This window comes from Micrococcus sp. iso_239 (assembly GCF_056173395.1).
This window is the reverse complement of record NZ_CM149672.1, coordinates 2,033,731-2,058,069: the sequence shown is the minus strand read 5'-3', so window position 1 is coordinate 2,058,069 and position 24,339 is coordinate 2,033,731. Positions and strand designations below refer to the sequence as shown.

Sequence of the window (24,339 nt, the reverse complement as noted above, 5' to 3'; positions counted from 1 at the left end):
GCTTCACCGTCAGACAGGAAGGACCCCACCATGTCCCGTGCAGTCGGCATCGACCTCGGCACCACCAACTCCGTCGTCGCCGTCCTCGAGGGCGGCGACCCGGTCGTCATCGCGAACGCCGAGGGCGCCCGCACCACCCCGTCCGTCGTCGCGTTCTCCAAGGGCGGGGACGTCCTGGTCGGCGAGGTCGCCAAGCGCCAGGCCGTCAACAACCCCGAGCGCACCTACGCGTCCGTCAAGCGCCACATGGGCACCGACTGGACCACCGAGGTGGACGGCAAGAAGTACACCCCGCAGGAGATCTCGGCCCGCACGCTGATGAAGCTCAAGCACGACGCCGAGGAGTACCTGGGCGAGAAGGTCACCGACGCGGTGATCACCGTGCCCGCCTACTTCAACGACGCCGAGCGCCAGGCCACCAAGGAGGCCGGCGAGATCGCGGGCCTGAACGTCAAGCGCATCATCAACGAGCCCACCGCGGCCGCGCTGGCCTACGGCCTGGAGAAGGGCAAGGAGGACGAGCTCATCCTGGTCTTCGACCTGGGCGGCGGCACCTTCGACGTGTCCCTGCTCGAGGTCGCCAAGGACGAGGACGACTTCGCCACCATCCAGGTGCGCGCCACCGCCGGCGACAACCGCCTCGGCGGCGACGACTGGGATCAGCGGATCGTGGACTGGCTGCTCCAGCAGGCCAAGTCCAAGGGCGCGGACCTGTCCAAGGACAAGATCGCCCTGCAGCGCCTGAAGGAGGCCGCGGAGCAGGCCAAGAAGGAGCTCTCCTCGGCCACCTCCACCAGCATCTCGCTGCAGTACCTGTCCGTGACCCCCGAGGGCCCGGTGCATCTGGACGAGCACCTGTCCCGCGCCAAGTTCGAGGACCTCACCAAGGACCTGCTCGAGCGCACCCGCAAGCCGTTCGAGGACGTCATCAAGGAGGCCGGCGTCAAGGTCTCCGACATCGACCACGTGATCCTCGTCGGCGGCTCCACCCGCATGCCCGCCGTCTCCGACCTGGTGAAGGAGCTGACCGGCGGCAAGGAGCCCAACAAGAGCGTGAACCCGGACGAGGTCGTCGCCATCGGCGCGGCGGTGCAGGCGGGCGTGCTCGCCGGTGAGCGCAAGGACGTGCTCCTGATCGACGTGACCCCGCTGTCGCTGGGCATCGAGACCAAGGGCGGCGTGATGGCCAAGCTCATCGAGCGCAACACGGCCATCCCGACCAAGCGCTCCGAGACGTTCACCACGGCCGAGGACAACCAGCCCTCCGTGTCCATCCAGGTCTTCCAGGGCGAGCGCGAGTTCACCCGGGACAACAAGGCGCTGGGGACCTTCGAGCTGACCGGCATCGCCCCGGCCCCGCGCGGCATGCCCCAGATCGAGGTCACGTTCGACATCGACGCGAACGGCATCGTGCACGTCTCCGCGAAGGACAAGGGCACCGGCACCGAGCAGTCGATGACCATCACGGGCGGCTCCTCGCTGTCCCAGGAGGACATCGACCGCATGGTCAAGGACGCCGAGGCCCACGCGGACGAGGACAAGAAGCGCCGCGAGGCCGCCGACCGCCGCAACCAGGCGGAGCAGTCCGCCTACTCCGTTGAGAGGCTCCTGCAGGACAACGGCGACAAGCTGCCCGAGGACGTCAAGACCGAGGTGCAGGCCGACGTCGACGCCCTGAAGGCCGCCCTGGAGAAGCAGGACAACGACGACGAGGTCGCCGCCGCGTTCGAGAAGCTCCAGGCCTCCCAGGTCAAGATCGGCGAGGCCCTCTACGCCCAGCAGGGCGCGGAGTCGGCCGACGCCGGCGCCGAGTCCGCCGCCCCGCAGGGCGACGATGAGGACATCGTCGACGCCGAGGTGGTCGACGAGGACGACGAGAAGAAGGCCTGACACCCCGGGGCCGGGGCGGGCGTCCACGCCCGCCCCGCCCGGAGGCCCACGACGCCGGCGGGCCGGCCCGGCAGCGCCCCTGCCGGGCCAGCCCGCCGGCCTTCCCGCACCACCCCCGCGCGGCGGACCCGCCGCGCCCACCCGCTTCGAAAGGACACACCATGAGCGCCGACCAGCAGCGTCCGCACGGCTCCTCCGACGCCGAGCGCGGCTCCGAGGAGGAGCCCATCGTGTTCAACGACCGTCGCCGCATCGACCCCGAGACCGGTGAGCGCCGTGTCTCCGCTGAGAGCGCGGCCGAGCAGGCCGAGGACGGCGACGCCCTCGCCCAGGCCGAGCGCATCCTCGACGAGGCCGGCGCGGAGGCCGGGACCGAGGCGCCGCAGCCCGCGGCCTCGGACCGCGAGGCCGAGCTCGAGACCGACCTGCGACGTCTGCAGGCCGAGTTCGTGAACTACAAGCGTCGCGTGGACCGCGACCGCGACCTGGCCAGGGACGCCGGCGTGCTCAAGGCCGTCACCGCGCTGCTGCCGGTGCTCGACGACATCGACGCCGCCCGCGCCGCCGGCGACCTGACGGACGGCCCGTTCGCCGCCATCGCGACCAAGCTCGACACCGTCCTGGCCGGCCTCGGCCTCGAGCGCCACGACCAGGCGGCGCTGGCCGGCGTCGAGTTCGACCCGGCCCTGCACGAGGCCGTGATGCGCCAGCCGCACGCGGAGGTGCCCGCGGACCACGTGGTCCAGGTCTTCCGCAACGGCTACGTCCGGGACGGCCGCGTGCTGCGCGCCGCCCAGGTGATGGTCTCCGCCGGAGACGAGTGACCCCGTCGGCCGGCGGCCCACCCCGCCGCCGGCCGACCCCCTGACCGATGCACACGAGAGGAGGCACCATGGCCTCGCAGGATTGGATGGACAAGGACTTCTACGCGACCCTGGGGGTGTCCAAGGACGCCTCCGATGCGGATGTGAAGAAGGCCTACCGCAAGCTCGCCCGCACCCACCACCCGGACCAGAACCCCGGGGACGAGGCGGCCGAGAAGAAGTTCAAGGAGATCTCGGAGGCGTACGCCGTCCTGAGCGACCCCCAGGAGCGCCAGGAGTACGACGCGATCCGCGCGATGGGCGGCGGCGCCCGGTTCTCCGCCCCGGGCGGTGCCGGCGGCGGCGGCTTCGAGGACGTCTTCGGCGGCATGTTCGGCGGCGGGGGCGGCCCCCGCACCACGCAGTCCGGGCCCGACCTGTCGGACCTGTTCAGCGGGATGTTCGGCGGCGCCGCCGGCCAGACCGGCGGCTTCGGCCCCGGCGGCTTCGGTGACGCCGGCTACGCGCGGCCGCGCCCCACGAAGGGCGCGGACCGCACCGCCACCACCACGATCTCCTTCCGCGGCTCGATCCAGGGCACCACGGTGTCCCTGCGCGGCCCGGACGGCGAGACGATCGAGGTGAAGATCCCGAAGGGCATCCGCGACGGCCAGAAGGTCCGTGCCCGCGGCAAGGGCTCGCCCGGCCCGGCCGGCCGCGGCGACCTGCTGGTCACCGTACACGTGCGCGAGCACGAGTTCTTCCGCCGGGACGGGGACGACCTGCGGATCACCGTGCCCGTCACCTTCCCCGAGGCCGCCCTCGGCGCCACGATCGAGGTGCCGACGCTGGAGCGCCCCGTGAAGGTGAAGGTGCCGGCGGGCTCCCAGTGTGGCCGCGTGCTGCGCCTGAAGGGCCGCGGTGTCGAGCGCGGGACGACGACGGGTGACCTGCTCGTGGAGCTGCGCGTCACCGTGCCCACCACGCTCAACGACGACGCCCGCGCCGCCGTCGAGGCCCTGCAGTCCGCCACTGCCGGCGACGATCCGCGGCGGGAGCTGGCCCGGAAGGCAGCCTGGTGAGCGCCCGCGACGGCGCCGCCCGTGCGGACCGGGGCCGCGAGGGGGGTCCCGACCGGCACGCCCCGGTCTTCGTGATCTCCGTGGCCGCCGAGATGGCGGACATGCATCCGCAGACCCTGCGCCAGTACGACCGGCTCGGCCTCGTGGTCCCCGCCCGCCAGGACGGACGGCACCGCCGCTACTCCCTCGCCGACGTCGAGCGGCTGCAGACCGTGCAGACCCTGAGCCGTGAAGGCATCTCGCTGGAGGGCATCCGCCGCGTGATCGCGCTGCAGCGCGAGGTCGAGCAGCTGCAGGACACCGTGGTCGAGCTGGCTGCCCAGGTGGACCGCCTCCACCACGCCTCCCGCCTGGCCCGCGTCTTCACCGTGGGCTCCGGCGGTGACGTCTCGGCCCGCTACGCCGACCGGATGGCCGTCCGCCGTCACGCCGCGGCACGGGCCGGGGCGGACACCGCGGGCGAGGCCTGCCCGAGCGGCCTGCGGAGGCTGCCCTCCGGCGTCGCAGGCCTCCGACGGGTGCCCACGTGGCAGTCCGAGCAGGACTGAGCCGGGCGTCGTTCGGGGCGGCCGCGCGGTCCCGCGTGCAGGAGCGGCTGCGCGCCGACATGGCCCGGCGCGACGGCCTCGGCCGGCAGGCCCGGAGCGCCCTGGACGGGATCGTCCACGCCCTCAAGCCGGAGGGCATGGACCCGCACCTGCCCGCCCGGCATCTGCTGGACTACGTCCTCGAGGGCCCGGACGGGCCGCGCGCGGTGGTCGCCGCGGGGGACCCCGCGACCGCCACCCACCTGACCTGGCTCGTCTCTGGCATGGGCATCCGCCCCCAGACGGCCATGTGGGGGACGGCCCGGGAGGCCGCCCACCTCGCCGCCGCCCAGCGCGCCGCCGGCGCACCCCGCCCCGTCGTCATCGGGTGGCTCGGCTACCCCGCACCCACGCCCTGGCGGGTGGTGCTCGACGGCCCCGGCCGGCGCGGCGGCGCGATGCTCGCCGCGGATGTGCGGGCCTGGTGGGAGTTCCTGCGCCACGGGCCGGGGGAGGACGACGATGTCGCCCCGGCCCTGCGCGCCCGCGGGACCGCCGTGCACGGGGCCGTGGAGGCCCACTCGTACGGCTCGCTCGTGGCCGCGCACGCCCTGCGCCTGCTCGCGGACCGGGGCCTGCAGCCCGACGACGCGGAGGCCCCGTGGCCGGCCGAGCGTCCCGTCGAGGCCCTCGTGGTCTCGGGCACGGTCGGCCTGCCCGCCGCCCTGGCGGCCCGGGCCGCGCACCTCGGCCTGCGGTCCGGGCGGACGTTCCGCGCCCTGGCCCCGGGCGATCTCCTCGCCCGGGTCGGCCGCGCGGTCGGCCGTCGTCGGGACTGGACGGACGCCGCCGCGCTGCCGGTGGCCCCGCGGCCCGGCCTGGCGGGGGCCGCCGTCCGCGGCCACCGCACGGCCCGCTGGTCGCCGACGGCCCCCGAGGACGCCCCGAGGGGCTACCGGGACGCCGGGTCCGTGACGCTCGCGGCGACCGCGCGGGTGACCGCCGGCCTGCCGCTGTCGCCCGTTCCGGACGGCGCCGACCCGGCCGGGCCGGTCGCCCCGGCCTGAGCGACCCCGTCGGGCCCCGTGCTCAGCGGCGGCGGTACGCCAGGTCGAACACGAGCCGCCCGGCCCGCTGGGACTTCGCCTCGAAGCTCGTGATCGGTCGGCCCTCGAACCGGGGCGCCCAGCCGCCGTCGTGGTCCACGGGGTCCGCGGCCGCCGCGCCGGCCCGCGCCTCGCCCAGGCCGGCGCGCAGGGGGCGCTCCTCCTCGGCCGCGCTCTCCCATCCCGCGGGCAGCGGCTGGGCACCCACCTCGGTCTCCCTGCCCTCGCGGCGCACCCGCGTGAGCGGAGAGTCCTCGCCCGCGGCGCGCCCGGGGAAGAGGTTCTCGAACTCCGGGTGCGCCTCGAGCACCTCGCGCATCTGCACGGCGTAGCCCGACCAGTCCGTCGCCAGCCGCAGCACCCCGCCGGGGGTGAGCACCCGCGCCACGCGATCGGCGAAGGCGGGGGAGACCAAACGGCGTTTGTGGTGCCGCTTCTTGTGCCACGGGTCCGGGAAGAACACCCACACCTCGGAGACGGAGCCGGGCGTGAGCAGGGCGTCCAGCAGCTCGGGCGCGTTGGCCTCCACGGCGCGGACGTTCTCCAGGCCCTGCTGCTCCACGCGCGTCATGAGCGCGGCCAGGCCGGGCACGTAGACCTCGACGGCGAGCACGTTCCAGTCCGGCCGGTCGGCGGCGGCCTGCGCCGTGGACTCGCCCAGCCCCGAGCCGATGTCCACCAGCAGGGGAGCCTCGCGCCCGAACACCCCCGCCCAGTCCAGTCGGGCCCGGGCGTCCACCGAGGTGGCGCCGCGGCCGCGGGGCACGTCCACGAGGACCCGCTCCGCCTGGCGGTCCCACACCGCCTGTCGCCCCGCGTTCAGGCGCGCGCCGCGCCGGACGAAGGAGACCGGCTCCCGTCGGACGAGGGCGGGGTCCTTGTCCCGATTGTGGTCGTGCGCGTGGACGCGCTCGGCGGGCGGCGGCACGGCGTCGGGGCCGGGTGCGTCCGGGCAGGGGCGGGGCAGGTGCTCAGTCATCGCCCCGATCCTGCCACGGCCGCGCGTCGACGGTGCAGACCGCGGCCGACGACGGCGCCCGGCGCCGGGGTCAGGGGGTGCTGCTGGAGCGGTCCCCCGACGTGGGCGACGCGGACGCGGAGGCCGTGGTGGCGGTCGGCTCGGGTGCGGACTCGGTCGGGTCCGGCGCAGGGTCCGTGGCCGGCGCGCTCGTGGACGGACCGGACGCGCTCGTGGACGGACCGGACGGGCTCGGGGACGTCGGGGTCGGGGACGTCGGGGTCGGCGTCGCGGAGGTCGGCGTCGGGTCGGGGGTGCTCGGCGTCGGACTGCCGGATCCCGTGCCCGACGGCGAGGACGAGGTGGGGGGAGACGACGGGGAGGACGGCGTGGCCGAGCGGGTGGGCGCGGGGGCCGAGGAGGACGGGGCCGTGCTGCTCGGCACCGGGGTGGTCACGCTGGGCGTCGGGGCCGCCGTGTCGGCGGGCGCGGACGGGGGCGGCACGGGTGCGCCGGTGGCCTCCTCCGTCCACGAGGACGTCTCGGGCTCCGGCTCGGGGGCGGGCTCCGGTTGCTGCTCCTCGGGGGTCGGGGTGGAGCGGTCCGGCAGACGCAGGTCGGCGGGGGCGGAGGCGGCGTCCGCGGCGACGTGGCCCAGGTCGGACAGCCAGGCGGTCGCCGTGTCCCGAGGGATCCGCACCGTCAGCACGCCCGCGGCGGCCGGCGCCATGGACGCCTGGTCCGCCTCGAGCATCAGGCTGCCGTCCGGCAGGAAGACCACCGCGTCCCAGACGCGACGGTTCTCCACCTGCTCCGGGGCGTCGACCGCCGAGTCCAGGCGCGAGCCGATCACGTCCGGGTCGTTGGCCATGCGCTGGCGCACCTCGGCGCGGAACGCGTCCCAGCCGTCGGGGGTGAAGAGATCGGCGGTCTCGAGCACGCGGTCCTCGCGGGCCGAGTACCAGATCACGTGCGAGGTGGACACGGAGTCCGTGCCGCGCCGCTCCGTGGCGAGCAGTCGGGCCGCGGCGATGTCCTCGGCCACGACGGCGAGCTGCGGCTGGATCTCCAGACGCGGGTCCGCGCTCGGGTCGGTGTCCCGGCGGTACTGGTCGATCTGGGCGCGCACGGCCTCGGCCATGGCCTCCGTCCAGGCCGGCGCCCCGGGCACCTGCAGCCACGCCCCGTGGTGGTCCGGGTCCTCGCCCTCGAGCACGGCGACGCTCGCCTCCGGCACCCGCTCGAGGTCGTGCGAGGGGACCTCGACCGTGAACGGGGCCATGTCCATGGACGGCAGGGCGGAGGCCGCCGTCGTGGCGGGCGCAGGCTCAGGCTGCGGCTCGGTGCGGGCACAGGCGCTCAGCGTCACCAGGGCGACGGCGGCCAGGCCGAGGGCCGCGCGGCCACGGCGGGGGGAGGGCAGGACGGGGTGCATGCGATTCACTTCCGGTGGTCGGAGGACTCCAGGATGGCCTCGACGCGGGCGGCCATCTCGTCCGCGGTCGGCGGGCGCCAGTCCGGGTCGTTCCGGCGGCGGGCGTCGCGGCGCAGGCGCAGGACCACCCAGGTCGCGAGGAAGGCCAGGATCAGGACCAGGACGACGTTGGAGAAGACGTCCGCGTACTCGGAGATGAGGTGGAACCGCTCCCCGAGCGCGTAGCCGCCGTACACGAAGATCGCGTTCCAGATCAGGGAGCCCAGCGCCGTGAACAGGGTGAACTTCGCGAGGTTCATCCGCTCGATGCCCGCGGGGATGGAGATCAGGGAGCGGAACACGGGGACCATGCGGCCCAGGAACACGGTCCAGTAGCCGTATCGGATGAACCAGCGCTCGGTCTTGGCCACGTCCTCCATGTCCACCAGCGGCATGCGGTCCGCGAGGCGGTACATGCGGTGGCGGCCGAGCCACGCGCCGAGGCCGTAGAGGGCCAGCGCTCCGACGATCGAGCCGACCGTCGCCCAGACCAGCGCGGCATGCGGGCTGAAGGCGCCGCCGGCCGCGGTGAAGCCTGCCAGGGGCAGGATCACCTCGGACGGGATGGGCGGGAAGATGTTCTCCGCGAAGACGGCCAGGCCGACGCCGATCGGGCCGACCGCCTCCATGATGTCCACGACGATGTTGCCGAGCCAGCCGTAGTCGGTGGGCGCGGCGGCGGCCACGGTCAGGGGTGCGACGAGGGGGAGCATGCGCCCCATTGTCCATCATCGACCGCCTCCGCGACGTGGTGGAGGCGCCGACGTCGTCCGCTCTGCGCGCACAGCCGCGCCTCCGGGCGGGCGGGAGCGGGCTGCCGTTGGTACTGTCGGAGGTGCAGACCGCTCACCGACCGTTCGCGCCACACCCCACTCCACGTGCGTGCCGCGGGCCCTACTGGAAGGAAGACTCCATGAGCATCGTCCAGATTCCGCTGCGCCTGGCCTCCGGCGCGTTCATCCTGAACTCCGGCCTGAACAAGCGCGGCATCTCCGCGGAGCAGGCCCAGGGCCTGCGCGACATGAGCGCCCGCGGCCTGCCCGCGCTGGCCAACCTGTCACCGGAGCAGTTCAAGAAGTTCCTCGTGACCACCGAGATCGGCGTGGGCTCGGCCCTGCTGGCCCCGTTCGTCCCGGGCTGGCTCGCCGGCTCCGCCCTGACCGCGTTCTCCGGCGGCCTGTTCTCCATGTACCTGAACACCCCGGAGATGACCGAGGCGGACGGCGTGCGCCCGTCCCAGGAGGGCACCGCCGTCGCCAAGGACATCTTCCTGGTCGGCTCCGGCCTGGCCATCGCCGCCGACTCCGTGGCCAACCGCCCCGGCAAGCGCCGCAAGGCCGCCAAGAAGCGCGCCGCCCGCATCGAGGGCGCCCGCGACGCCAAGGTGCAGGCCATCCGCGACGCCCAGGACGAGAAGGTCGCCGCGATCCACGCCGCCCGTGAGGAGCAGGTCGCCGCGCTGCGCGAGGCCCGTGACGAGCTGAAGAAGCTGCGCAAGAAGGCCTGACGCCCCCGCCGCATGCCTGAGGGGCCCCGCCCGGACCACGGTCCAGGCGGGGCCCCTCACGCATGCGCCCGCCCACCGGGGCACGGCGGGCGGGCAGGCTCAGAGATCGATCTCGGTGGGGTGCAGCACGCGGCGCAGGAAGTCCTGGGTGCGCGGCTGCTGGGGATCGGAGATCACCGCGGCGGCCGGGCCGGCCTCCACCACGACGCCGCCGTCCATGAACACGACCCGGTCGGCCACCTCGCGGGCGAAGCCCATCTCATGGGTGACCACGAGCATGGTCATGCCGTCGCGGGCCAGCTGACGCATGATCGCCAGGACGTCGCCGACGGTCTCGGGGTCGAGGGCCGAGGTGGGCTCGTCGAAGAGCATCAGCTGCGGGTCCATGGCCAGCGCACGGGCGATCGCCACGCGCTGCTGCTGACCGCCGGAGAGCTGGTCCGGGTAGCGGTCCTCGAGCTCGGCCAGGCCCACGCGGGCCAGCTGCCGACGGGCGACGTCCACCGCCTCGGCCTTGCCCCGCTTGAGCACCTTGAGCTGGGCCACGGTGCAGTTCTCCAGCACGGACAGGTGCGGGAACAGGTTGAACTGCTGGAACACCATGCCCACGTGGCGGCGCAGCACGTCCAGGTCCACGTCCTCGTCCGTGACCGTGAACTCACCGACCGTGACGACGCCCGAGTCGGGCTTCTCCAGCAGGTTCACGCAGCGCAGGAGGGTGGACTTGCCCGAGCCGGACGGGCCGATCAGGCACACGACCTCGCCGGGGGCGACGTCGAGGTCGATGCCGCGCAGCACGTGGTTGGCGCCGAAGGACTTGTTGAGGCCGGCCACGTGCACGCCGGCGGCGTCCGCGGCGGCCACCGCGCCGAAGGATCCGGTGATGGGGTTCTGCTGGGCCATCTCAGTGCCCCTTCTTGGTCGAACGGGCCTCGAACCGGCGGGCCAACAGGGACAGCGGCACGGTGATCACGAGGTAGAACAGGCCGGCCACAAGGATCGGCGTCATGCCGGCGTCGAGGGCGGAGATGCCGTCGCGACCGAACTTGGTGAGCTCGTACTCGTGCGCGGCCAGGCCGAGCACGTAGACCAGCGAGGAGTCCTTGGTCAGGAGGATGACCTCATTGGTGAGCGGCGGCAGCACGATGCGGAACGCCTGGGGGATCACGATGGTGACCATGGCCCGCCACGTCGGCATGCCGAGGGACCGGGCCGCCTCCATCTGGCCGCGGGGCACCGCCTGCAGGCCGGCACGCAGGGTCTCGGCGATGTACGCGGCCGAGACCATGCCCAGGGCCACCATCACGACGACGGGGATCGGCCAGGACACCCCGAACGCGAAGGGCACCCCGTAGCCGAAGGCGAGGAACACCAGCAGCGCGGGGACGCCGCGGAAGAACTCCACGTAGGCGGTGGCCAGCCACCGGTACGGGCCGAACGAGCTCAGGCGCATGAGCGCGAGCACGATGCCGCCCAGCAGGCCGACGACGAACGAGGTGACCGTGTAGAACAGCGTGTTGCCCAGCCCCACGAGGATCACGTTGGGGAACATCGGGGCCACGGCGGGGAAGTTCAGGACGTTCTCGGCGAGCGCGCCCCAGTCGATGAGGACGGCCAGGACGACGAGGGCGAGGACGAAGACGGCCGCCTGGATGATCAGGGACAGCCGACGACGGCGGCGCGCGCGGCCGGGCTTCATGGCCGGTGCCGGCGAGACGGGGGCCTGCGTGCTCATCGGTAGTCCTCCTGTGCCTGACCGAACCAGCGCTCCTGGAGCTCGGCCACGGTGCCGTCGTTGCGCAGCTCCTGCAGCGCGCGGTTCACGGCGGAGCCGAGCTGCGCCTTCTGCGGGCCGACCGCCATGCCGAGCTGCTCGCCCGTGGGCAGCGACTCGACCACCTCGAAGCGATCGTCGTCCTTGAGGGAGTAGAGCAACACGGACTGGTTGCCCAGGGCGGCGTCCACGGTGCCGGCCTGCAGGGCCTGGACCTGCATGCCGCCGTCCTCGAACTGCACGGGGCTCAGGCCGTTCTGCTGGGCGTATTCGTCGCCGGTGGTCGCGGCCTGCACGCCGATCCGGCGGCCCTTCGCGGAGTCGACGTCGGTGATGCCGGAGCCCTTCTTCGCGACCAGGACGAGGTCGTCGTCGAGGTAGGGGAGGGTGAAGGCCATGACGCGCTGACGGGCCTCGGTGATGGAGATCGACGAGGCGTTCACGTCGCAGCCGGTGAGCGAGGCACCCGACTCGATGGCCTCGAAGGAGGAGTCGATCACGTTCACCCCGAGGCCCAGCTTCTCCGCCACCGCCTCGACCAGCTGGATGTCGTAGCCGGTCAGCTCACCGTTCTCCTCGAACTCGAAGGGCGGGTAGGGGACGTCGGAACAGACCGTCAGGACGCCGGGCTGGACGAGGCCGTACGAGGTGCTCAGGTCGTCGTCGGACACGATGCCGGCGGATCCGGCGTCGCCGCCGAGGACGGCGCAGCCGGTGAGCAGCGCCGCCGACGCGGTGAGCCCCACGGTGCCGAGGAGGCGGGAGTGGATGCGGGTCATGGAGGGCCTTCTGTGTCGCCGTCGGGAGGGGGCGGGTCGGAGGGAGCCGGCAGAGTGACGTGTTCCGCCGTGATTGGTGGTCATCGTAGTGCGTCGGGCCCGTCGCGGGCGCCGGGAGACGGCTCGTCGCCGCGGAGCGAGCCAATCGACCGGTGGCCCTGCCGCGACCCGCCTCCGCAGGCGAAAGCTGGCCCTGCGCTGTGGGGATTGTCAGGCTGGTCACATCGTCGTCACCCGGTCTGAGAGGTCTCTCATGCTCCGCCCCGCCGCCCCCGCTCGCCCCGCCGTCGCCCTGTCCCTGCTCGCCGTGGGCGCCCTCGCGCTCGTCGGCTGCGGCGGGGGAGGCGGCGAGGCCTCGTCCTCCTCGGCCGACGCGTCCGAGTCCGCCCCGACGGGGGCCGGCTCGGACCTCACGGACGAGCAGGAGGAGCGCGTGGAGGCGCTCGAGGACGTCCTGCTCACCCCGGAGACCGCGCCCGGCGGCGTGTTCACGGGCATGGAGACCCAGGCCGGCGGCGGCGAGCCGATCAGCACCAGCCTGAGCCTGACGGGCGTCACCCCCACGGGCGCCTGCGCGGACCTCATCGAGCAGATCAACACGCAGCAGGCGCCCGGGCTCGGCGGTGCGCTGGCCCAGTACGAGGTGGACCCGGCCGCCGTCACCGGCCTGGCCGGTTCCCAGGCCGGGGCGTTCGGCATGGTCGCGGTCACCGACGACGGCACCGATCTGCTGGCGCCCTTCGGCAAGCTGGCCGACACGTGCGGCACGTTCGGCGACCCGGACGGCGTCCAGGCGGCCTTCACGAAGGTGCCCGGCGTGCCGGACGCGGTCCACATCGCCCTGGTCAACTCGGGCATGGACACGGCCCTGTTCACCATGACCGTCGGCGGCGTCACGGACGGGGACGAGCTCGTGTACCTCGGCATGGTGGGCCTCGACGAGGAGATCGCGGCCGAGACGCTGCGTGCCCAGGTCGAGGCGTTCGAGGCCCGGGAGCGCTGACCTGTCAGTCGTCGGGCCGGGACGTCGGCTCGAGGCGGGCGCCATCGTCGGACACCGGGTCCGCGTGGAACGGGCTGCCCGAGCTGACGTCCTCCGGGTCCCGCCGCCCCGACTCGACCGCGAGGAGGCGCCCCTCCTCGGAGAGCAGGGGTGTGGCCTCGATCGTGAGGTCCTCGCCGGCGCGCACGGCGTCGGCCACGAGCCGGGCCAGGCGGCGGTTGCGGGCCTCGTACCGTTCGGAGGCCTCGAGCACCGCGGTGTGCCGCGTCGCCAGCTGGATCTCGACGGAGGCGTCGATGCCGACGGCCAGCTGGCGGGCACGCAGCACCTCCGCGTCGAAGGCGGCCCCGGCCAGCAGCACGATGCACGCCACCCACGCGAGGGCGAGCACGCCGATCGCGGAGTTGATCCGCCCGACCACGGCGAACTGGCCGAACCGGTCCGTGATCCAGCCCAGGGCCACGGTGGCGCCGAAGAGCAGGACCACCACGGCCACGGCGCCGAGCGAGAGCGGGCGGTAGCGGGGCTGCCGGACGTTGGGCCCCAGGCGGTAGGCGAGGGTCACGATCAGGGCGATCACCACGAGGATGACCGGCCACTTCACCACGTTCCACGTCTGGACCGTCTCCTCCGGCAGGCCGACGGCCTGGCCGAGGCGCAGGGAGAGGTCGCCGCCGACGACCACCAGGATCGTGATCAGCACGGCGCCGAGCATGAGGGCGAGCGTCTCGACGAAGACCACGAGGCGGAAGTGGAGGAAGGGCCGGCCCTCGCGGGTGTCGTGGATGCGGTGCATGGCCCGGTGGAACGCGCCGACGGCGCCCGAAGCGGACACCACGGTGCCGACGGCCCCGAGGACGACGGCGCCGGTGCCGGGCCCGGCCGAGCCGAGGGTCAGGATCCATTCGCGGACGACGTCGGGCGTCAGCGACGGCCAGATCTCGGCGGCCAGGTGGGCCGCGGCGTCCACGGTCTCCTCCTCGACGCCCAGCAGCGAGACCACGGAGAGCAGGGCGATGACGGTGGGCAGCAGGGACAGCGCCCCGTAGAAGGTCATGGCGGCGGCCACATCCCAGACCTGCAGCTCGAAGAGCCGGTGCAGGGTGCGGCGCAGGACGTACAGCAGGGACACCCGCGGTCGGGTGTACGTGCGGAGGCGCCGGGGCGCCGCTGTGGAGCCGGCCATGGCACCAACGTACCGGCGCGAGGGGGAATAGCCCTGGTGCGTGGAGGGTTGAGCTATATAGACTCAACTTCGTCTGCGGCGGGAACGGCCCGCGGTCGACGGTTGTCCGACACCCCGGGACACGGGAGAGAAGGAGCCAATAGTCCATGGATGCCAAGTTCACCACCAAGAGCCAGGAGGCGCTCTCGGCTGCGGCCATGAACGCCTCCACCGCCGGCAACCCCCAGGTCGAGCCGGCCCACCTGCTGAAGGCCCTGATGGACCAGCGGGAGTCCGTCGCCGTGGCCGTCCTGAAGGCCGCCGGGGCCGACCCCGACGCCGTCTCCACGGCGGCCTCCTCGGCCATCCGACGCCTGCCCTCCACCCAGGGCAGCACGGTGGCCCAGCCCCAGTTCTCGCGCGCCGCCCTGCAGGTCGTGCAGAACGCGCGCACCCAGGCCGAGCAGCGCTCGGACGAGTTCGTCTCCACCGAGCACCTGCTGCTCGGCGTGGCAGCGGACTCCGGCGAGGCCGGTGAGGCACTGCGCTCGAACGGGGCGAGCCTCGAGGCGCTCGCCGCCGCCCTGACCCTGGTGCGCGGCGACTCCCGCGTCACCACCCAGGACCCGGAGACCACCTTCCAGTCCCTGGAGAAGTACGGCACGGACCTCACCGAGATCGCCCGCTCCGGCAAGCTCGACCCGGTGATCGGCCGCGACGCCGAGATCCGCCGTGTGGTGCAGGTGCTCTCGCGCCGCACCAAGAACAACCCCGTGCTCATCGGCGAGCCCGGCGTCGGCAAGACCGCCGTCGTCGAGGGCCTGGCCCAGCGGATGGTGGCCGGGGACGTCCCCGAGTCCCTGCGCGGCAAGACGCTGATCAGCCTGGACCTGGGCGCCATGGTCGCCGGCGCCAAGTACCGCGGCGAGTTCGAGGAGCGCCTGAAGGCCGTCCTCGAGGAGATCAAGGCCGCCGAGGGGCAGGTCGTCACGTTCATCGACGAGATCCACACCGTCGTGGGCGCGGGCGCGTCCGAGGGCGCCATGGACGCCGGCAACATGCTCAAGCCCATGCTGGCCCGCGGCGAGCTGCGCCTGATCGGCGCGACCACCTTGGACGAGTACCGCGAGAACATCGAGAAGGACCCCGCCCTGGAGCGCCGCTTCCAGCAGGTCTTCGTGGGCGAGCCCAGCGTGGACGACACGATCGCCATCCTGCGCGGGCTCAAGGAGCGCTACGAGGCCCACCACAAGGTGGCCATCGCCGACTCCGCGCTCGTGGCCGCGGCCACGCTGTCCCACCGGTACATCACCGGCCGCCAGCTGCCGGACAAGGCCATCGACCTCGTGGACGAGGCCGCCTCACGCCTGCGCATGGAGATCGACTCCGCCCCGGAGGAGATCGACGTCCTGCGCCGCCAGGTGGACCGCCTGACCATGGAGGAGCTCGCCCTCGAAGGCGAGACGGACCCCGCGTCCATCGAGCGGCTCGACGCCCTGCGCGCGGAGAAGGCGGACCGCGAGGAGGAGCTCACCGCCCTCACCGCCCGCTGGGACGCGGAGAAGGCCACCCTCAACCAGGCCGGCGACCTGCGCGCCAAGGTGGACGAGCTGCGTTCGCTCGCCGAGAAGGCCCAACGCGACGGCGACCTCGCCGAGGCCTCCCGCCTGCTGTACGGCGAGATCCCCGCGCTGGAGAAGCAGCTCGAGGAGGCGGACCGCGCCGCCCGCGAGGCCGACCGCTCGGCCACCGAGCCGATGGTCTCCGAGGAGGTCACGGCGGACGACATCGCCGAGGTGGTCTCCGCCTGGACCGGCATCCCCGCCGGGCGCATGCTCACCGCCGAGTCCGAGAAGCTGCTCACCATGGAGGAGCACCTCGGCGAGCGGCTGATCGGGCAGCGGGACGCCGTCGTCGCCGTCGCGGACGCGGTGCGCCGCTCGCGGGCCGGCATCGCGGACCCGAACCGGCCCACGGGCTCGTTCCTGTTCCTGGGCCCCACGGGCGTGGGCAAGACCGAGCTGGCCAAGGCGCTCGCGGAGTTCCTCTTCGACGACGAGCGCGCCATGGTGCGGATCGACATGTCCGAGTACGCGGAGAAGCACTCCGTCTCCCGCCTGGTCGGCGCCCCTCCGGGCTACGTCGGCTACGACGAGGGCGGCCAGCTCACGGAGGCCGTGCGGCGTCGCCCGTACTCGGTGGTGCTGCTGGACGAGGTGGAGAAGGCCCACCCCGAGGTCTTCGACATCCTGCTCCAGGTGCTCGACGACGGCCGCCTCACCGACGGCCAGGGCCGCACCGTGGACTTCCGCAACGTGATCCTGATCCTCACCTCGAACCTGGGCTCGCAGTTCCTCGTGGACCCGACCCTGGACGAGGCCGCCAAGCGCGAGTCCGTGATGTCCGTGGTGCGCGGGGCGTTCAAGCCCGAGTTCCTCAACCGCCTGGACGAGATCGTGCAGTTCGACGCGCTCACCGTGGCCGAGCTGACGCGGATCGTGGACCTGCAGGTCGAGTCCCTGCAGGCGCGCCTGACGGACCGCCGCCTCACCCTCGAGGTGTCCGACGCCGCCAAGGCGTGGCTCGCCGCGACCGGGTTCGACCCGGCCTACGGCGCCCGGCCCCTGCGCCGCCTGGTGCAGCGCGAGATCGGCGACCGCCTGGCCCGCGGCATCCTCGCCGGGGAGATCGCGGACGGGGACACCGTGGTCGTGGACCGTGTCGAGGGCGAGAACGGCCTCACCGTGACCCGGAAGGGCTGACGCCGGGACCGACGGACCGTGTTCCTCCTCCCTCTGGCGCGTCGGGGGCGGTTTCGGGTGGTATCCGGCCTGGATACCACCCGAAACCGCCCCCGACGGCATCTGTGAGACGGACGGAGCCGCTCGGGTCAGCGGGTGCCGAGGGCGTCGGCGTCCTGCTGGAGGGTGCCGATCAGGTTCGCCACCGCGCGGGCCGTGTGGGTCAGCGTGGTGATGGAGACGTTGTCGATGTCGTCCTGGGGCGTGTGGTAGTTGTCGTCGCGGATCGAGAGCAGGCCCGTCGAGGCGATGCCCGCGTCCACGAACGGCGCGTAGTCCGAGCGGCCGTTGCTGCCCTCGGGCTGGTGCGTGTGGCCGTCGCGGTCGAGCTGCGCGCCGAGCAGGGACTCAGCACCGATCGACCAGTCGGCCGTGAGCACGCCGAGCGTGTTCTGGTGGTCCAGCGGGGCCACCATGTCCAGGTTGGTGTAGAGGATGATGTCCTCACGCTCCGCGGCGGTCAGGGTGTCCACGTAGTGGTGCGAGCCCAGCAGGCCGATCTCCTCGGCACCCCACAGGGCGAAGCGGACCTTGCTCTCGGCCTTGTTGGCCTTGGCGGCCTGGCGCGCGACCTCGAGGGTCGCCGCGACGCCCGAGGCGTTGTCGTGGATGCCCGGGCCCTCCGGCACGCCATCCAGGTGGGCGCCGAGCATCACGACGTCGTCGTCGCTGCCCGTGCGCGTCTCCGCCAGCACGTTCCAGGTGGGCCGCTGCTCCACAAGCTGCTCGAGGTCCAGGGTGACGGTGGCGCCGCCGGCGCGGGTCTGGGCCAGCAGATCGGCGCCCAGCTCGCGGGTCACGCCCACGGTCCCGACGACGTCGCCCGGCGCGGCGCCCAGGGTGCCGTTCAGCGCGCCCTCGGCGTTGTTGTAGATGATGACGGCCTCGGCGCCGGAGGCGGCCGCGACCTGGGACTTCTGGGCGAAGGTGCAGTCGCCCCGGGAGACCAGGGCGACGCTGCCGGTCAGGTCCGCGTCGGCCCAGTCCGCGTCGGCGCAGCCGGTGGCGGCGCCGGCGGGGGCCGCGAGCGGGGCGTCGGTGACCTGCGCCGAGGGCGAGGACGTGAAGACGGTGTGCTCGAGGTCGCGCTGGACGGGTCCGGTCTGCGCGAGCCGGTCCCGCAGGGTCTCGGTGTAGGTGATCTCGAACTCCTGGAGCTCGACGTCGTAGCCGGCCTCCTCGAGCTCGCCCACGGCGTAGTCGAGCGAGGCCTGGAAACCCGGCGTGCCCGCGGCGCGGTTGCCGTGCTCGTCCGCGATGGCCGCGAACGCCTCGATGTCCTGGCGGAGGTGGTCCGAGGAGATGGATCGGACCAGCTTCTCCGGGGAGTTCGGGTTGCCGCCGGCACGGTTCTGGCCGGGGCCCAGGCCCCGGTCGGCGGTCTGCGTGGTGGCGGCGCTGGCCTTCGCCGGGGCGGCCGGGGCGGCCGGGGCGGCGAGTGAGACGGGGGCGGCGGTCAGCGTGGCGGCCAGGGTAGCGGCGGCCAGCAGGGTGGGGGTGCGGCGCATGGGCATCCTCATCGTAGGAGTGGGTGTGACGTACGCAACCTAGCCGGTCGTCCAGCGTCCGTACAGGGTGTGTGTCACGCCCGTCCAGCCGGATGCCGCCCGTGCCGCGGCCGCCCGCGCCGCACCCGGCGCCACTGCACGCCCCGCCGGACCGGGCCGGTCGTCGTCGTCCACAGGCCGTCCGGCGGGTCATGTATCCTTGTCCGCACGAACCATATTGACCAGTGAAGACCTCGGCGGGCCCCTGTGCGCCACAGATCCGAGGCGGCGAGAGATGCGAAGGGGGTCACGCTCATGGGGCGCGGCCGTCAGAAGGCGAAGGCCACGAAGCAGGCACGGGAGATGAAGTACTTCTCTCCCGGAACAGACCTCTCGGCACTGGAGCGAGAGCTCACGGGCGGACGCACGCGCGGCCCGGAGCAGGACCAGGAGCCCGAGTACGAGGATCCGTACGCGGACCTCTACGCGGAGGACGAGGACGACGACGCGCGGGCGCGATGACGCCCGCACGGCATCCGGCCCTGGACGGGCATCAGGCCGCCCTGCGGTCGATCGCCAGGGTGGTGGATGAGACAGCACCGCTGCAGGACCCCGAGACGGCGTCTCGAGGTCTGCTGCGTCTGATGGAGGAGTCCCGCCCGCTCGTGATCACCGGGGCCGGCGTGTCCACGGACTCCGGCATCCCGGACTACCGGGGGCCGAACGGGTCCCTGCACCGCCACCGGCCGATGACGTACCAGGAGTTCCGGGACGACCCGGCCGCCCGCCACCGCTACTGGGCGCGCTCGTTCGTGGGCTGGCGCCGCATGGACCAGGCCCGCCCGAACGAGGCGCACCGCATCCTCGCGCGCTGGGCGGCCGAGGGGCGGATCGCCGGCGTCCTGACCCAGAACGTGGACGGGCTGCACGCCGAGGCCGGACGCGCGGCGGGGATGCCGGAGGACCGGCTGATCGAGCTCCACGGGGACCTGGCGCGCGTGGCCTGCCTGAACTGCGGGGCCACCGAGTCCCGCCGTGACCTGGACCTGCGGCTCGAGGCCGCCAATCCGGGCTACCTCGAGCGCGTGGCGATCGACCCGGACGCCGTGAACCCCGACGGGGACGTCTCCCTCGACCAGCACTGGGTGGAGGAGTTCACGATGGTCGGCTGCCGGGTGTGCGGCTCCGTGAAGCTCAAGCCGGACGTCGTGTACTTCGGCGAGTCCGTGCCCGCGGCGCGGCGCGCGGCCGCGGAGGCGATGGCCGACGACGGCGGCACGGTGCTCGCCGTCGGCACCTCGCTGGCCGTGATGAGCGGCTACCGGTTCGTGCTGCGGGCCGAGCGGGCCGGGCATGAGACGGGGCTGATCAACCTCGGCCCCACCCGCGCCGACGCCAAGGCCCGCTGGCGCTGGCGCACCCCGGTCGCCGACGCGCTGGCCTGGCTCGACGCCCGCCTCTGACCCCCACCCACGTTTTCGTTCGGGAAACGGCGGACGCCGGGGCGTTTTCGTGCGGGAAACGGCGGGCGCCGGGGGTGTGGACACCGGGTGGCCCGGGGCCACGCACGACTCCTGCACAGGTGGCGCCGCCGGCGTCGTCGTCCACGGTGGGTGCTCCTGAGCGGGCGGGACTAGGCCGGGTTGAGCCATCGTCACGGGCATGGCCACGTCTTCCCTGCCCCTGCCGGACATCGTCGAGACCGGCCGGCCGTTCACCCGTGGCGACCTGCGCGCGGCCGGGGTCTCGGAGCGACTGGTCCGCGGCGGTGACGTGCGGCGCGTGACGCATGGGGTCCATCGGCTCCGGACTGACCACCTCGGCTCGTGGGCGGATCTCGGCTACGCCGAGGCGCCCGCTCCCTTCGCGCCGGAGGAGACGGTCGCGATCGTGGAGGCGAGCGGGGGAGTGGCGTCCCACCTCACAGCGTTGCTCCTGCACCGCGTGCCGCTGCCGCCGTTCCTGGCGGAGGACGGCACCGTGCACGTCTCCCGGCCACACCCGCGCGGGGCGAGCGTCCGACCGGAGATCACCTCGCATGCCCGCCTGGTCCCAGCTTCGGATGTCACCGTCCTCCACGGGATCCGCCTGACGAGCCTGGAGCGATCCTGGGCGGATCTGGCCGCACTGCTCCGTCCAGGCATGCTCGAGCCCGTCGTGGTGGCCGGGGACGCCCTCGTCCACCGGCCCTGGTCGCCGGAGGGGCGCCGCTCACCACGGACCACGACGGCGGCCTTGCGGTCCGCGCTCCTGCGTGCCGGGCGGTTCAAGGGAGTGCGCACCGCCCGTGCCGCCCTCGAGCTGATGCGGGTGGGCGCGGACTCCCCACAGGAGACAGCCCTGCGCCTGGCCCTGCTCCACGCCGGCCTGCCCGAGCCGGAGCTCCAGCTGGTGCTGCACCCGGGCCGGGCGCGGTCGCCGGACGCGGATCTGGGGTGGCGGCAGTGGCGCATGGTGGTCCACTACGACGGCGGTCACCACCTCGACCCGGCACAGGTCGCCGTGGACGCGTGGCGAGACGAGGGATGGGCGCGCGCGGGCTGGACGCAGATCTGGGCCACGGTGGACGACGCGCGGGACGACTTCCGGCGCGTCGTCGCCGAGGTGCAGACGCACCGGACCCGGCTCGGCGGGCGGATCTTCGCGTCGTGAACCGCCGTTTCCCGAACGAAAACGCCCCGGAGGCCGCCGTTTCCCGAACGAAAACGCTCCGGAGCCCGCCGTTTCCCGAACGAAAACGCTCCGGAGCCCGCCGTTTCCCGAACGAAAACGCTCCGTGGGGGTCAGGCGGCGTACTGGCCGCGCATCAGCACGGCGCCGCCGTCGACGCCCTTGGCGCCCTGCACGAAGTCCAGGCCTGCGGCCGCCGCGTCGTCGGTGAGGGCGCCGATGGTGCCCATCTCCCACGCGTCGATGCCGGCGTCCACGAGCACGGAGATCGACTTCGCGGCCACCTCCGGGTCCACCACGGCCACCATGCCCACGCCGAGGTTGAGGGTGCGCTCGAGGTCGGACTGCGGAACGCGGCCGAGCTCGCCCACCAGGCGGAACACGGGCGGCAGGGACCAGGTGTCGCGCTCGACGGTCGCCATGAGGCCCTGCGGGAGCACGCGCGCCAGGTTCGCGGCCAGGCCGCCGCCGGTCACGTGGCTGAACGCGCGCACCGGCAGGTCCGAGCCGCCCTCGTGGCCGTTGAGGCGCTGCACCAGGTCGAGGCAGGCGCGGGAGTAGATGCGGGTCGGCACGAGCAGCTCCTCGCCGAGGGTGCAGCCGAGCTCGGTGACCTCGCGGTCCAGGGACCAGCCCGCGGCGTTCACCACGCGGCGCACGAGCGAGTAGCCGTTCGAGTGGATGCCGGAGGAGGCCATGCCGATCACGACGTCGCCGGACTGCACCCGCTCCGCGCCCAGGACCATGTCCGCCTCGACCACGCCGGTGGCCGCGCCCGCCACGTCGTACTCGTCTGCGGCCAGCAGGCCCGGGTGCTCGGCGGTCTCGCCGCCCACGAGCGCGGTGTCGGCCAGGCGGCAGCCCTCGGCCACGCCGCGCACGATGTCCGCGATGCGCTCGGGCACGACCTTGCCGCACGCGATGTAGTCGGTCATGAACAGGGGCTGGGCACCGACCACCACGATGTCGTCCACGACCATGCCCACGAGGTCCTGGCCGATGGTGTCGTGCTTGTCCATCGCCTGCGCGATCGCCACCTTGGTGCCGACGCCGTCCGTGGACGTGGTCAGCAGCGGCTTGCGGTACTGCAGCAGCGCGGAGGCGTCCCACATGCCGGCGAAGCCGCCGATGCCGCCCATGACCTCGGGGGTGTGGGTGGCCTTCACGGCGTCCTTCATCAGCTCGACGGCGCGGTCGCCGGCCTCCACGTCGACGCCGGCCGAGGCGTAGGTGATCGGGGCGGCGGAGGAGGGGGTCTGGTTCGGGGTCACAGCGGGGTCCTGTCCGTCTCGGTGAGCAGCTTCTCGTCGTCGGCGTCCGGGCCGGGCTCGCAGCCCGTGGCGGTCACGGTGGTGGTCTCGCCGTCCTCGTCCAACACCACGGTGGACGCGGGCGACACGGCGACCGGCTCCAACAGGCCCTTGCCGCGTTCGCCCTCGTCGGCCAGCGGGATCGGGTAGTCGCCGGTGAAGCAGGCGGTGCACAGGCGCTCGCGCGGCTGCCCGGTGGCCTCGATCATGCCCTTCTCGCTGATGTAGGCCAGCGAGTCGGCGCCGATGGATGCGGCGATCTGGTCCACCGCGGCGCCGTTGGCGATGAGCTCGGCGCGGGTGGCGAAGTCGATGCCGTAGAAGCAGGGCCACTTCACGGGCGGGGAGGAGATCTTCACGTGCACCTCGGCGGCGCCGGCCTCCTTGAGCATCCGCACGACGGCGCGCTGGGTGTTGCCCCGCACGATCGAGTCGTCCACCACCACGACGCGCTTGCCGGCCACCACGGTGGACTCGACGTTGAGCTTGAGGCGGATGCCGAGCTGGCGCAGCGTCTGGGACGGCTGGATGAAGGTGCGGCCCACGTACGCGTTCTTCACGAACCCCTGGCGGAACGGCAGGCCCGAGGCGTCCGCGTAGCCCACGGCGGCGGGCGTGCCGGACTCGGGCACGGGGATCACGACGTCGGCCTCGACCGGCTGCTCGAGCGCGAGGCGGCGGCCCATCTCCACGCGGGACTCGTACACGGAGCGCCCGGCGATCGTGGCGTCCGGCCGGGCGAGGTAGACGTACTCGAACACGCAGCCGGCCGGCTTGGACTCGGCGAAGCGGGTGGAGCGGATGCCCTCCTCGTCGATCGCGATCATCTCGCCGGGCTCGACCTCCCGAATGAAGGAGGCGCCGACGGTGGCGAGGGCCGACTGCTCGGAGGCCACCACCCAGCCCCGCTCGAGGCGGCCGAGCACGAGCGGGCGCACACCCTGCGGGTCGCGGGCGGCGTAGAGGGTGTGCTCGTCCATGAACACGAAGCAGTAGGCGCCGCGGATCTTCGGCAGCAGCTCGAGGGCGGTCTCCTCGAGGCGGTCCCCGGGGGCCCCGTGCAGCAGGGCCGTGACCAGAGCGGTGTCCGTGGTGTTGCCCTGCTTCATCTCACCGTGGGTGTGGCGGCCGTCCGCGGCGTGCACCATGCGCAGCAGCTCCGCGGAGTTCACGAGGTTGCCGTTGTGCGCCAGGGCGACCGTGCCGTCGTCGGCGGTGGCGCCCAGGGTGGGCTGGGCGTTGGCCCACTTGTTCACGCCGGTGGTGGAGTAGCGGCAGTGGCCGACGGCGATGTGGCCGCTCAGCGCGGTCAGGGTGGCCTCGTCGAACACCTGGGAGACCAGGCCGATGTCCTTGTAGACGGCGATGCGCCCGCCGTCCGAGACGGCGATGCCCGCGGACTCCTGGCCGCGGTGCTGGAGGGCGTACAGGCCGTAGTAGGCCAGCTTCGCGACCTCCTCTCCCGGCGCCCACACGCCGAACACGCCGCATTCGTCCTGCGGCCCCTGGTCCTGGGGGTCGAGGGCGGCGGTCAGGCGGCCGTCGCCTCGTCGGGTGCGCGGTGCGATCACTGCTCGGGGGTCCTTTCGGTGGGGGTGGTGCGGGCGGGCGGGGCACCCGCGTCCACACGGTCCAGGCGGACGTCCGCCACGGCCGGGTCGTCGGTGCGCTCGAGGACCACGGTGCGCGCGGTCGACCGGGAGCGGCGGTCCAGCAGCAGCCACACGAGCAGCCCGAGCACGCTCGTGCCGAGCATGCTCAGCAGCGATGCGAAGCCGAACGTCTCCGAGAAGGAGAGCGGGATGCCGGAGTACGGGTCCGCGGGCGGGGTGGGGGAGGCGTGGACCGCGGTGGTAATCACGAGTGCGATCAGCAGGCCGAGCGCGAGCGCCACCGCGAGCACCGCGGTCAGCCGCGGGGCGCGACGGACGGTGTAGGCGCGCTGATCGGGGGTCGGCTCGGGGGCGGAGGTCATGCGCGCCAGTCTATCGAGTCGGCCGCTG

22 protein-coding genes are annotated in these 24,339 nt (G+C 73.4%); 11 read left to right on the top strand and 11 right to left on the bottom strand.

Going from position 1 to position 24,339, the window contains the following annotated elements; translation table 11 throughout:
• The first annotated feature begins 30 nt into the window (after positions 1-30).
• The 5 genes from dnaK to AC0VX2_RS09565 all read left to right on the top strand — a co-directional run bounded on the left by dnaK (position 31) and on the right by AC0VX2_RS09565 (position 5,369).
• Positions 31-1,890 (top strand): molecular chaperone DnaK, encoded by a 1,860-nt coding sequence (gene dnaK, locus AC0VX2_RS09585; protein ID WP_036317232.1) that lies wholly within the window; start codon positions 31-33, stop codon positions 1,888-1,890.
• 161 nt (positions 1,891-2,051) lie between these two features.
• The gene (locus AC0VX2_RS09580) at positions 2,052-2,714 is read left to right on the top strand and encodes a nucleotide exchange factor GrpE (RefSeq protein ID WP_036317235.1); all 663 of its coding nucleotides are present in this window, start codon (positions 2,052-2,054) and stop codon (positions 2,712-2,714) included.
• A gap of 68 nt (positions 2,715-2,782) precedes the next feature.
• Positions 2,783-3,775: a DnaJ C-terminal domain-containing protein gene (locus AC0VX2_RS09575; RefSeq protein ID WP_036317238.1), complete on the top strand. Its 993-nt coding sequence runs from the start codon at positions 2,783-2,785 to the stop codon at positions 3,773-3,775.
• Positions 3,772-4,323, top strand: coding sequence for a heat shock protein transcriptional repressor HspR (locus AC0VX2_RS09570; RefSeq protein ID WP_020626477.1), 552 nt, complete (start codon positions 3,772-3,774; stop codon positions 4,321-4,323). Before AC0VX2_RS09575 ends, AC0VX2_RS09570 begins: the two co-directional genes overlap by 4 nt.
• Positions 4,302-5,369, top strand: coding sequence for an alpha/beta hydrolase (locus tag AC0VX2_RS09565; RefSeq protein ID WP_251393439.1), 1,068 nt, complete (start codon positions 4,302-4,304; stop codon positions 5,367-5,369). Before AC0VX2_RS09570 ends, AC0VX2_RS09565 begins: the two co-directional genes overlap by 22 nt.
• Before the next feature lie 22 nt (positions 5,370-5,391).
• On the opposite strand, the gene trmB is transcribed toward AC0VX2_RS09565, so the two are convergent.
• From trmB to AC0VX2_RS09550, 3 genes are all read right to left on the bottom strand, one after another.
• Positions 5,392-6,387, bottom strand: coding sequence for a tRNA (guanosine(46)-N7)-methyltransferase TrmB (trmB, locus tag AC0VX2_RS09560; protein ID WP_036317245.1), 996 nt, complete (start codon positions 6,385-6,387; stop codon positions 5,392-5,394).
• A 70-nt stretch (positions 6,388-6,457) separates the two neighbouring features.
• The gene (locus tag AC0VX2_RS09555) at positions 6,458-7,801 is read right to left on the bottom strand and encodes a hypothetical protein (protein ID WP_101966068.1); all 1,344 of its coding nucleotides are present in this window, start codon (positions 7,799-7,801) and stop codon (positions 6,458-6,460) included.
• A gap of 5 nt (positions 7,802-7,806) precedes the next feature.
• Positions 7,807-8,553, bottom strand: a complete 747-nt coding sequence (locus tag AC0VX2_RS09550; RefSeq protein ID WP_036314296.1) for a DedA family protein — start codon at positions 8,551-8,553, stop codon at positions 7,807-7,809.
• Between the two features lie 200 nt (positions 8,554-8,753).
• On the opposite strand from AC0VX2_RS09550, the gene AC0VX2_RS09545 reads away from it, so the two are divergent.
• Positions 8,754-9,347, top strand: coding sequence for a hypothetical protein (locus tag AC0VX2_RS09545; RefSeq protein ID WP_020626481.1), 594 nt, complete (start codon positions 8,754-8,756; stop codon positions 9,345-9,347).
• 99 nt (positions 9,348-9,446) lie between these two features.
• On the opposite strand, the gene AC0VX2_RS09540 is transcribed toward AC0VX2_RS09545, so the two are convergent.
• The 3 genes from AC0VX2_RS09540 to AC0VX2_RS09530 are packed head-to-tail and all read right to left on the bottom strand — an operon-like array spanning position 9,447 to position 11,900.
• On the bottom strand, positions 9,447-10,250 hold the full coding sequence (locus tag AC0VX2_RS09540; protein WP_036314233.1) for an amino acid ABC transporter ATP-binding protein: 804 nt from the start codon (positions 10,248-10,250) through the stop codon (positions 9,447-9,449).
• Position 10,251: 1 nt separating this feature from the next.
• Positions 10,252-11,082, bottom strand: coding sequence for an amino acid ABC transporter permease (locus AC0VX2_RS09535; protein ID WP_020626482.1), 831 nt, complete (start codon positions 11,080-11,082; stop codon positions 10,252-10,254).
• Positions 11,079-11,900, bottom strand: coding sequence for an ABC transporter substrate-binding protein (locus AC0VX2_RS09530; RefSeq protein WP_036314235.1), 822 nt, complete (start codon positions 11,898-11,900; stop codon positions 11,079-11,081). Before AC0VX2_RS09530 ends, AC0VX2_RS09535 begins: the two co-directional genes overlap by 4 nt.
• Before the next feature lie 253 nt (positions 11,901-12,153).
• On the opposite strand from AC0VX2_RS09530, the gene AC0VX2_RS09525 reads away from it, so the two are divergent.
• On the top strand, positions 12,154-12,903 hold the full coding sequence (locus tag AC0VX2_RS09525) for a hypothetical protein (protein WP_230297322.1): 750 nt from the start codon (positions 12,154-12,156) through the stop codon (positions 12,901-12,903).
• Positions 12,904-12,907: 4 nt separating this feature from the next.
• On the opposite strand, the gene AC0VX2_RS09520 is transcribed toward AC0VX2_RS09525, so the two are convergent.
• Positions 12,908-14,089: a YihY/virulence factor BrkB family protein gene (locus AC0VX2_RS09520; RefSeq protein ID WP_251679816.1), complete on the bottom strand. Its 1,182-nt coding sequence runs from the start codon at positions 14,087-14,089 to the stop codon at positions 12,908-12,910.
• A gap of 146 nt (positions 14,090-14,235) precedes the next feature.
• On the opposite strand from AC0VX2_RS09520, the gene clpB reads away from it, so the two are divergent.
• Positions 14,236-16,830 (top strand): ATP-dependent chaperone ClpB, encoded by a 2,595-nt coding sequence (gene clpB / locus AC0VX2_RS09515; RefSeq protein ID WP_070709419.1) that lies wholly within the window; start codon positions 14,236-14,238, stop codon positions 16,828-16,830.
• A gap of 128 nt (positions 16,831-16,958) precedes the next feature.
• On the opposite strand, the gene AC0VX2_RS09510 is transcribed toward clpB, so the two are convergent.
• Complete coding sequence (locus tag AC0VX2_RS09510) at positions 16,959-18,377, bottom strand: M20/M25/M40 family metallo-hydrolase (protein ID WP_051995232.1); 1,419 nt, start codon at positions 18,375-18,377, stop codon at positions 16,959-16,961.
• Between the two features lie 294 nt (positions 18,378-18,671).
• Between AC0VX2_RS09510 and AC0VX2_RS09505 the strand changes: the two genes are divergently transcribed.
• The 3 genes from AC0VX2_RS09505 (at position 18,672) to AC0VX2_RS09495 (ending at position 21,008) form a co-directional block, all read left to right on the top strand.
• Complete coding sequence (locus AC0VX2_RS09505) at positions 18,672-18,878, top strand: DUF3073 domain-containing protein (protein WP_036314242.1); 207 nt, start codon at positions 18,672-18,674, stop codon at positions 18,876-18,878.
• Positions 18,875-19,819, top strand: a complete 945-nt coding sequence (locus AC0VX2_RS09500) for a Sir2 family NAD-dependent protein deacetylase (protein WP_070709149.1) — start codon at positions 18,875-18,877, stop codon at positions 19,817-19,819. The genes AC0VX2_RS09505 and AC0VX2_RS09500 overlap by 4 nt, the downstream gene beginning before the upstream one ends.
• Before the next feature lie 199 nt (positions 19,820-20,018).
• Complete coding sequence (locus AC0VX2_RS09495; protein ID WP_070709099.1) at positions 20,019-21,008, top strand: type IV toxin-antitoxin system AbiEi family antitoxin domain-containing protein; 990 nt, start codon at positions 20,019-20,021, stop codon at positions 21,006-21,008.
• Positions 21,009-21,139: 131 nt separating this feature from the next.
• Here AC0VX2_RS09495 and purM read toward each other — a convergent pair whose 3' ends face one another.
• The 3 genes from purM to AC0VX2_RS09480 are packed head-to-tail and all read right to left on the bottom strand — an operon-like array spanning position 21,140 to position 24,311.
• On the bottom strand, positions 21,140-22,297 hold the full coding sequence (gene purM, locus AC0VX2_RS09490) for a phosphoribosylformylglycinamidine cyclo-ligase (protein ID WP_036314247.1): 1,158 nt from the start codon (positions 22,295-22,297) through the stop codon (positions 21,140-21,142).
• Positions 22,294-23,907: an amidophosphoribosyltransferase gene (gene purF, locus AC0VX2_RS09485; RefSeq protein WP_036314249.1), complete on the bottom strand. Its 1,614-nt coding sequence runs from the start codon at positions 23,905-23,907 to the stop codon at positions 22,294-22,296. Before purF ends, purM begins: the two co-directional genes overlap by 4 nt.
• Positions 23,904-24,311: a hypothetical protein gene (locus tag AC0VX2_RS09480; protein WP_044658862.1), complete on the bottom strand. Its 408-nt coding sequence runs from the start codon at positions 24,309-24,311 to the stop codon at positions 23,904-23,906. Before AC0VX2_RS09480 ends, purF begins: the two co-directional genes overlap by 4 nt.
• Positions 24,312-24,339 lie beyond the last annotated feature (28 nt).

What these genes read in the sequence shown, in the direction of transcription:
- trmB (WP_036317245.1), bottom strand. Translation starts at nt 6,387, where the DNA reads ATGACTGAGCACCTGCCCCGCCCCTGCCCGGACGCACCCGGCCCCGAC.
- AC0VX2_RS09545 (WP_020626481.1), top strand. Translation starts at nt 8,754, where the DNA reads ATGAGCATCGTCCAGATTCCGCTGCGCCTGGCCTCCGGCGCGTTCATC.
- AC0VX2_RS09495 (WP_070709099.1), top strand. Translation starts at nt 20,019, where the DNA reads ATGGCCACGTCTTCCCTGCCCCTGCCGGACATCGTCGAGACCGGCCGG.
- AC0VX2_RS09480 (WP_044658862.1), bottom strand. Translation starts at nt 24,311, where the DNA reads ATGACCTCCGCCCCCGAGCCGACCCCCGATCAGCGCGCCTACACCGTC.
- AC0VX2_RS09520 (WP_251679816.1), bottom strand. Translation starts at nt 14,089, where the DNA reads ATGGCCGGCTCCACAGCGGCGCCCCGGCGCCTCCGCACGTACACCCGA.
- AC0VX2_RS09510 (WP_051995232.1), bottom strand. Translation starts at nt 18,377, where the DNA reads ATGCGCCGCACCCCCACCCTGCTGGCCGCCGCTACCCTGGCCGCCACG.
- AC0VX2_RS09530 (WP_036314235.1), bottom strand. Translation starts at nt 11,900, where the DNA reads ATGACCCGCATCCACTCCCGCCTCCTCGGCACCGTGGGGCTCACCGCG.
- AC0VX2_RS09535 (WP_020626482.1), bottom strand. Translation starts at nt 11,082, where the DNA reads ATGAGCACGCAGGCCCCCGTCTCGCCGGCACCGGCCATGAAGCCCGGC.
- AC0VX2_RS09525 (WP_230297322.1), top strand. Translation starts at nt 12,154, where the DNA reads ATGCTCCGCCCCGCCGCCCCCGCTCGCCCCGCCGTCGCCCTGTCCCTG.
- AC0VX2_RS09505 (WP_036314242.1), top strand. Translation starts at nt 18,672, where the DNA reads ATGGGGCGCGGCCGTCAGAAGGCGAAGGCCACGAAGCAGGCACGGGAG.
- AC0VX2_RS09575 (WP_036317238.1), top strand. Translation starts at nt 2,783, where the DNA reads ATGGCCTCGCAGGATTGGATGGACAAGGACTTCTACGCGACCCTGGGG.
- AC0VX2_RS09540 (WP_036314233.1), bottom strand. Translation starts at nt 10,250, where the DNA reads ATGGCCCAGCAGAACCCCATCACCGGATCCTTCGGCGCGGTGGCCGCC.
- dnaK (WP_036317232.1), top strand. Translation starts at nt 31, where the DNA reads ATGTCCCGTGCAGTCGGCATCGACCTCGGCACCACCAACTCCGTCGTC.
- AC0VX2_RS09580 (WP_036317235.1), top strand. Translation starts at nt 2,052, where the DNA reads ATGAGCGCCGACCAGCAGCGTCCGCACGGCTCCTCCGACGCCGAGCGC.
- AC0VX2_RS09550 (WP_036314296.1), bottom strand. Translation starts at nt 8,553, where the DNA reads ATGCTCCCCCTCGTCGCACCCCTGACCGTGGCCGCCGCCGCGCCCACC.
- AC0VX2_RS09500 (WP_070709149.1), top strand. Translation starts at nt 18,875, where the DNA reads ATGACGCCCGCACGGCATCCGGCCCTGGACGGGCATCAGGCCGCCCTG.
- AC0VX2_RS09555 (WP_101966068.1), bottom strand. Translation starts at nt 7,801, where the DNA reads ATGCACCCCGTCCTGCCCTCCCCCCGCCGTGGCCGCGCGGCCCTCGGC.
- clpB (WP_070709419.1), top strand. Translation starts at nt 14,236, where the DNA reads ATGGATGCCAAGTTCACCACCAAGAGCCAGGAGGCGCTCTCGGCTGCG.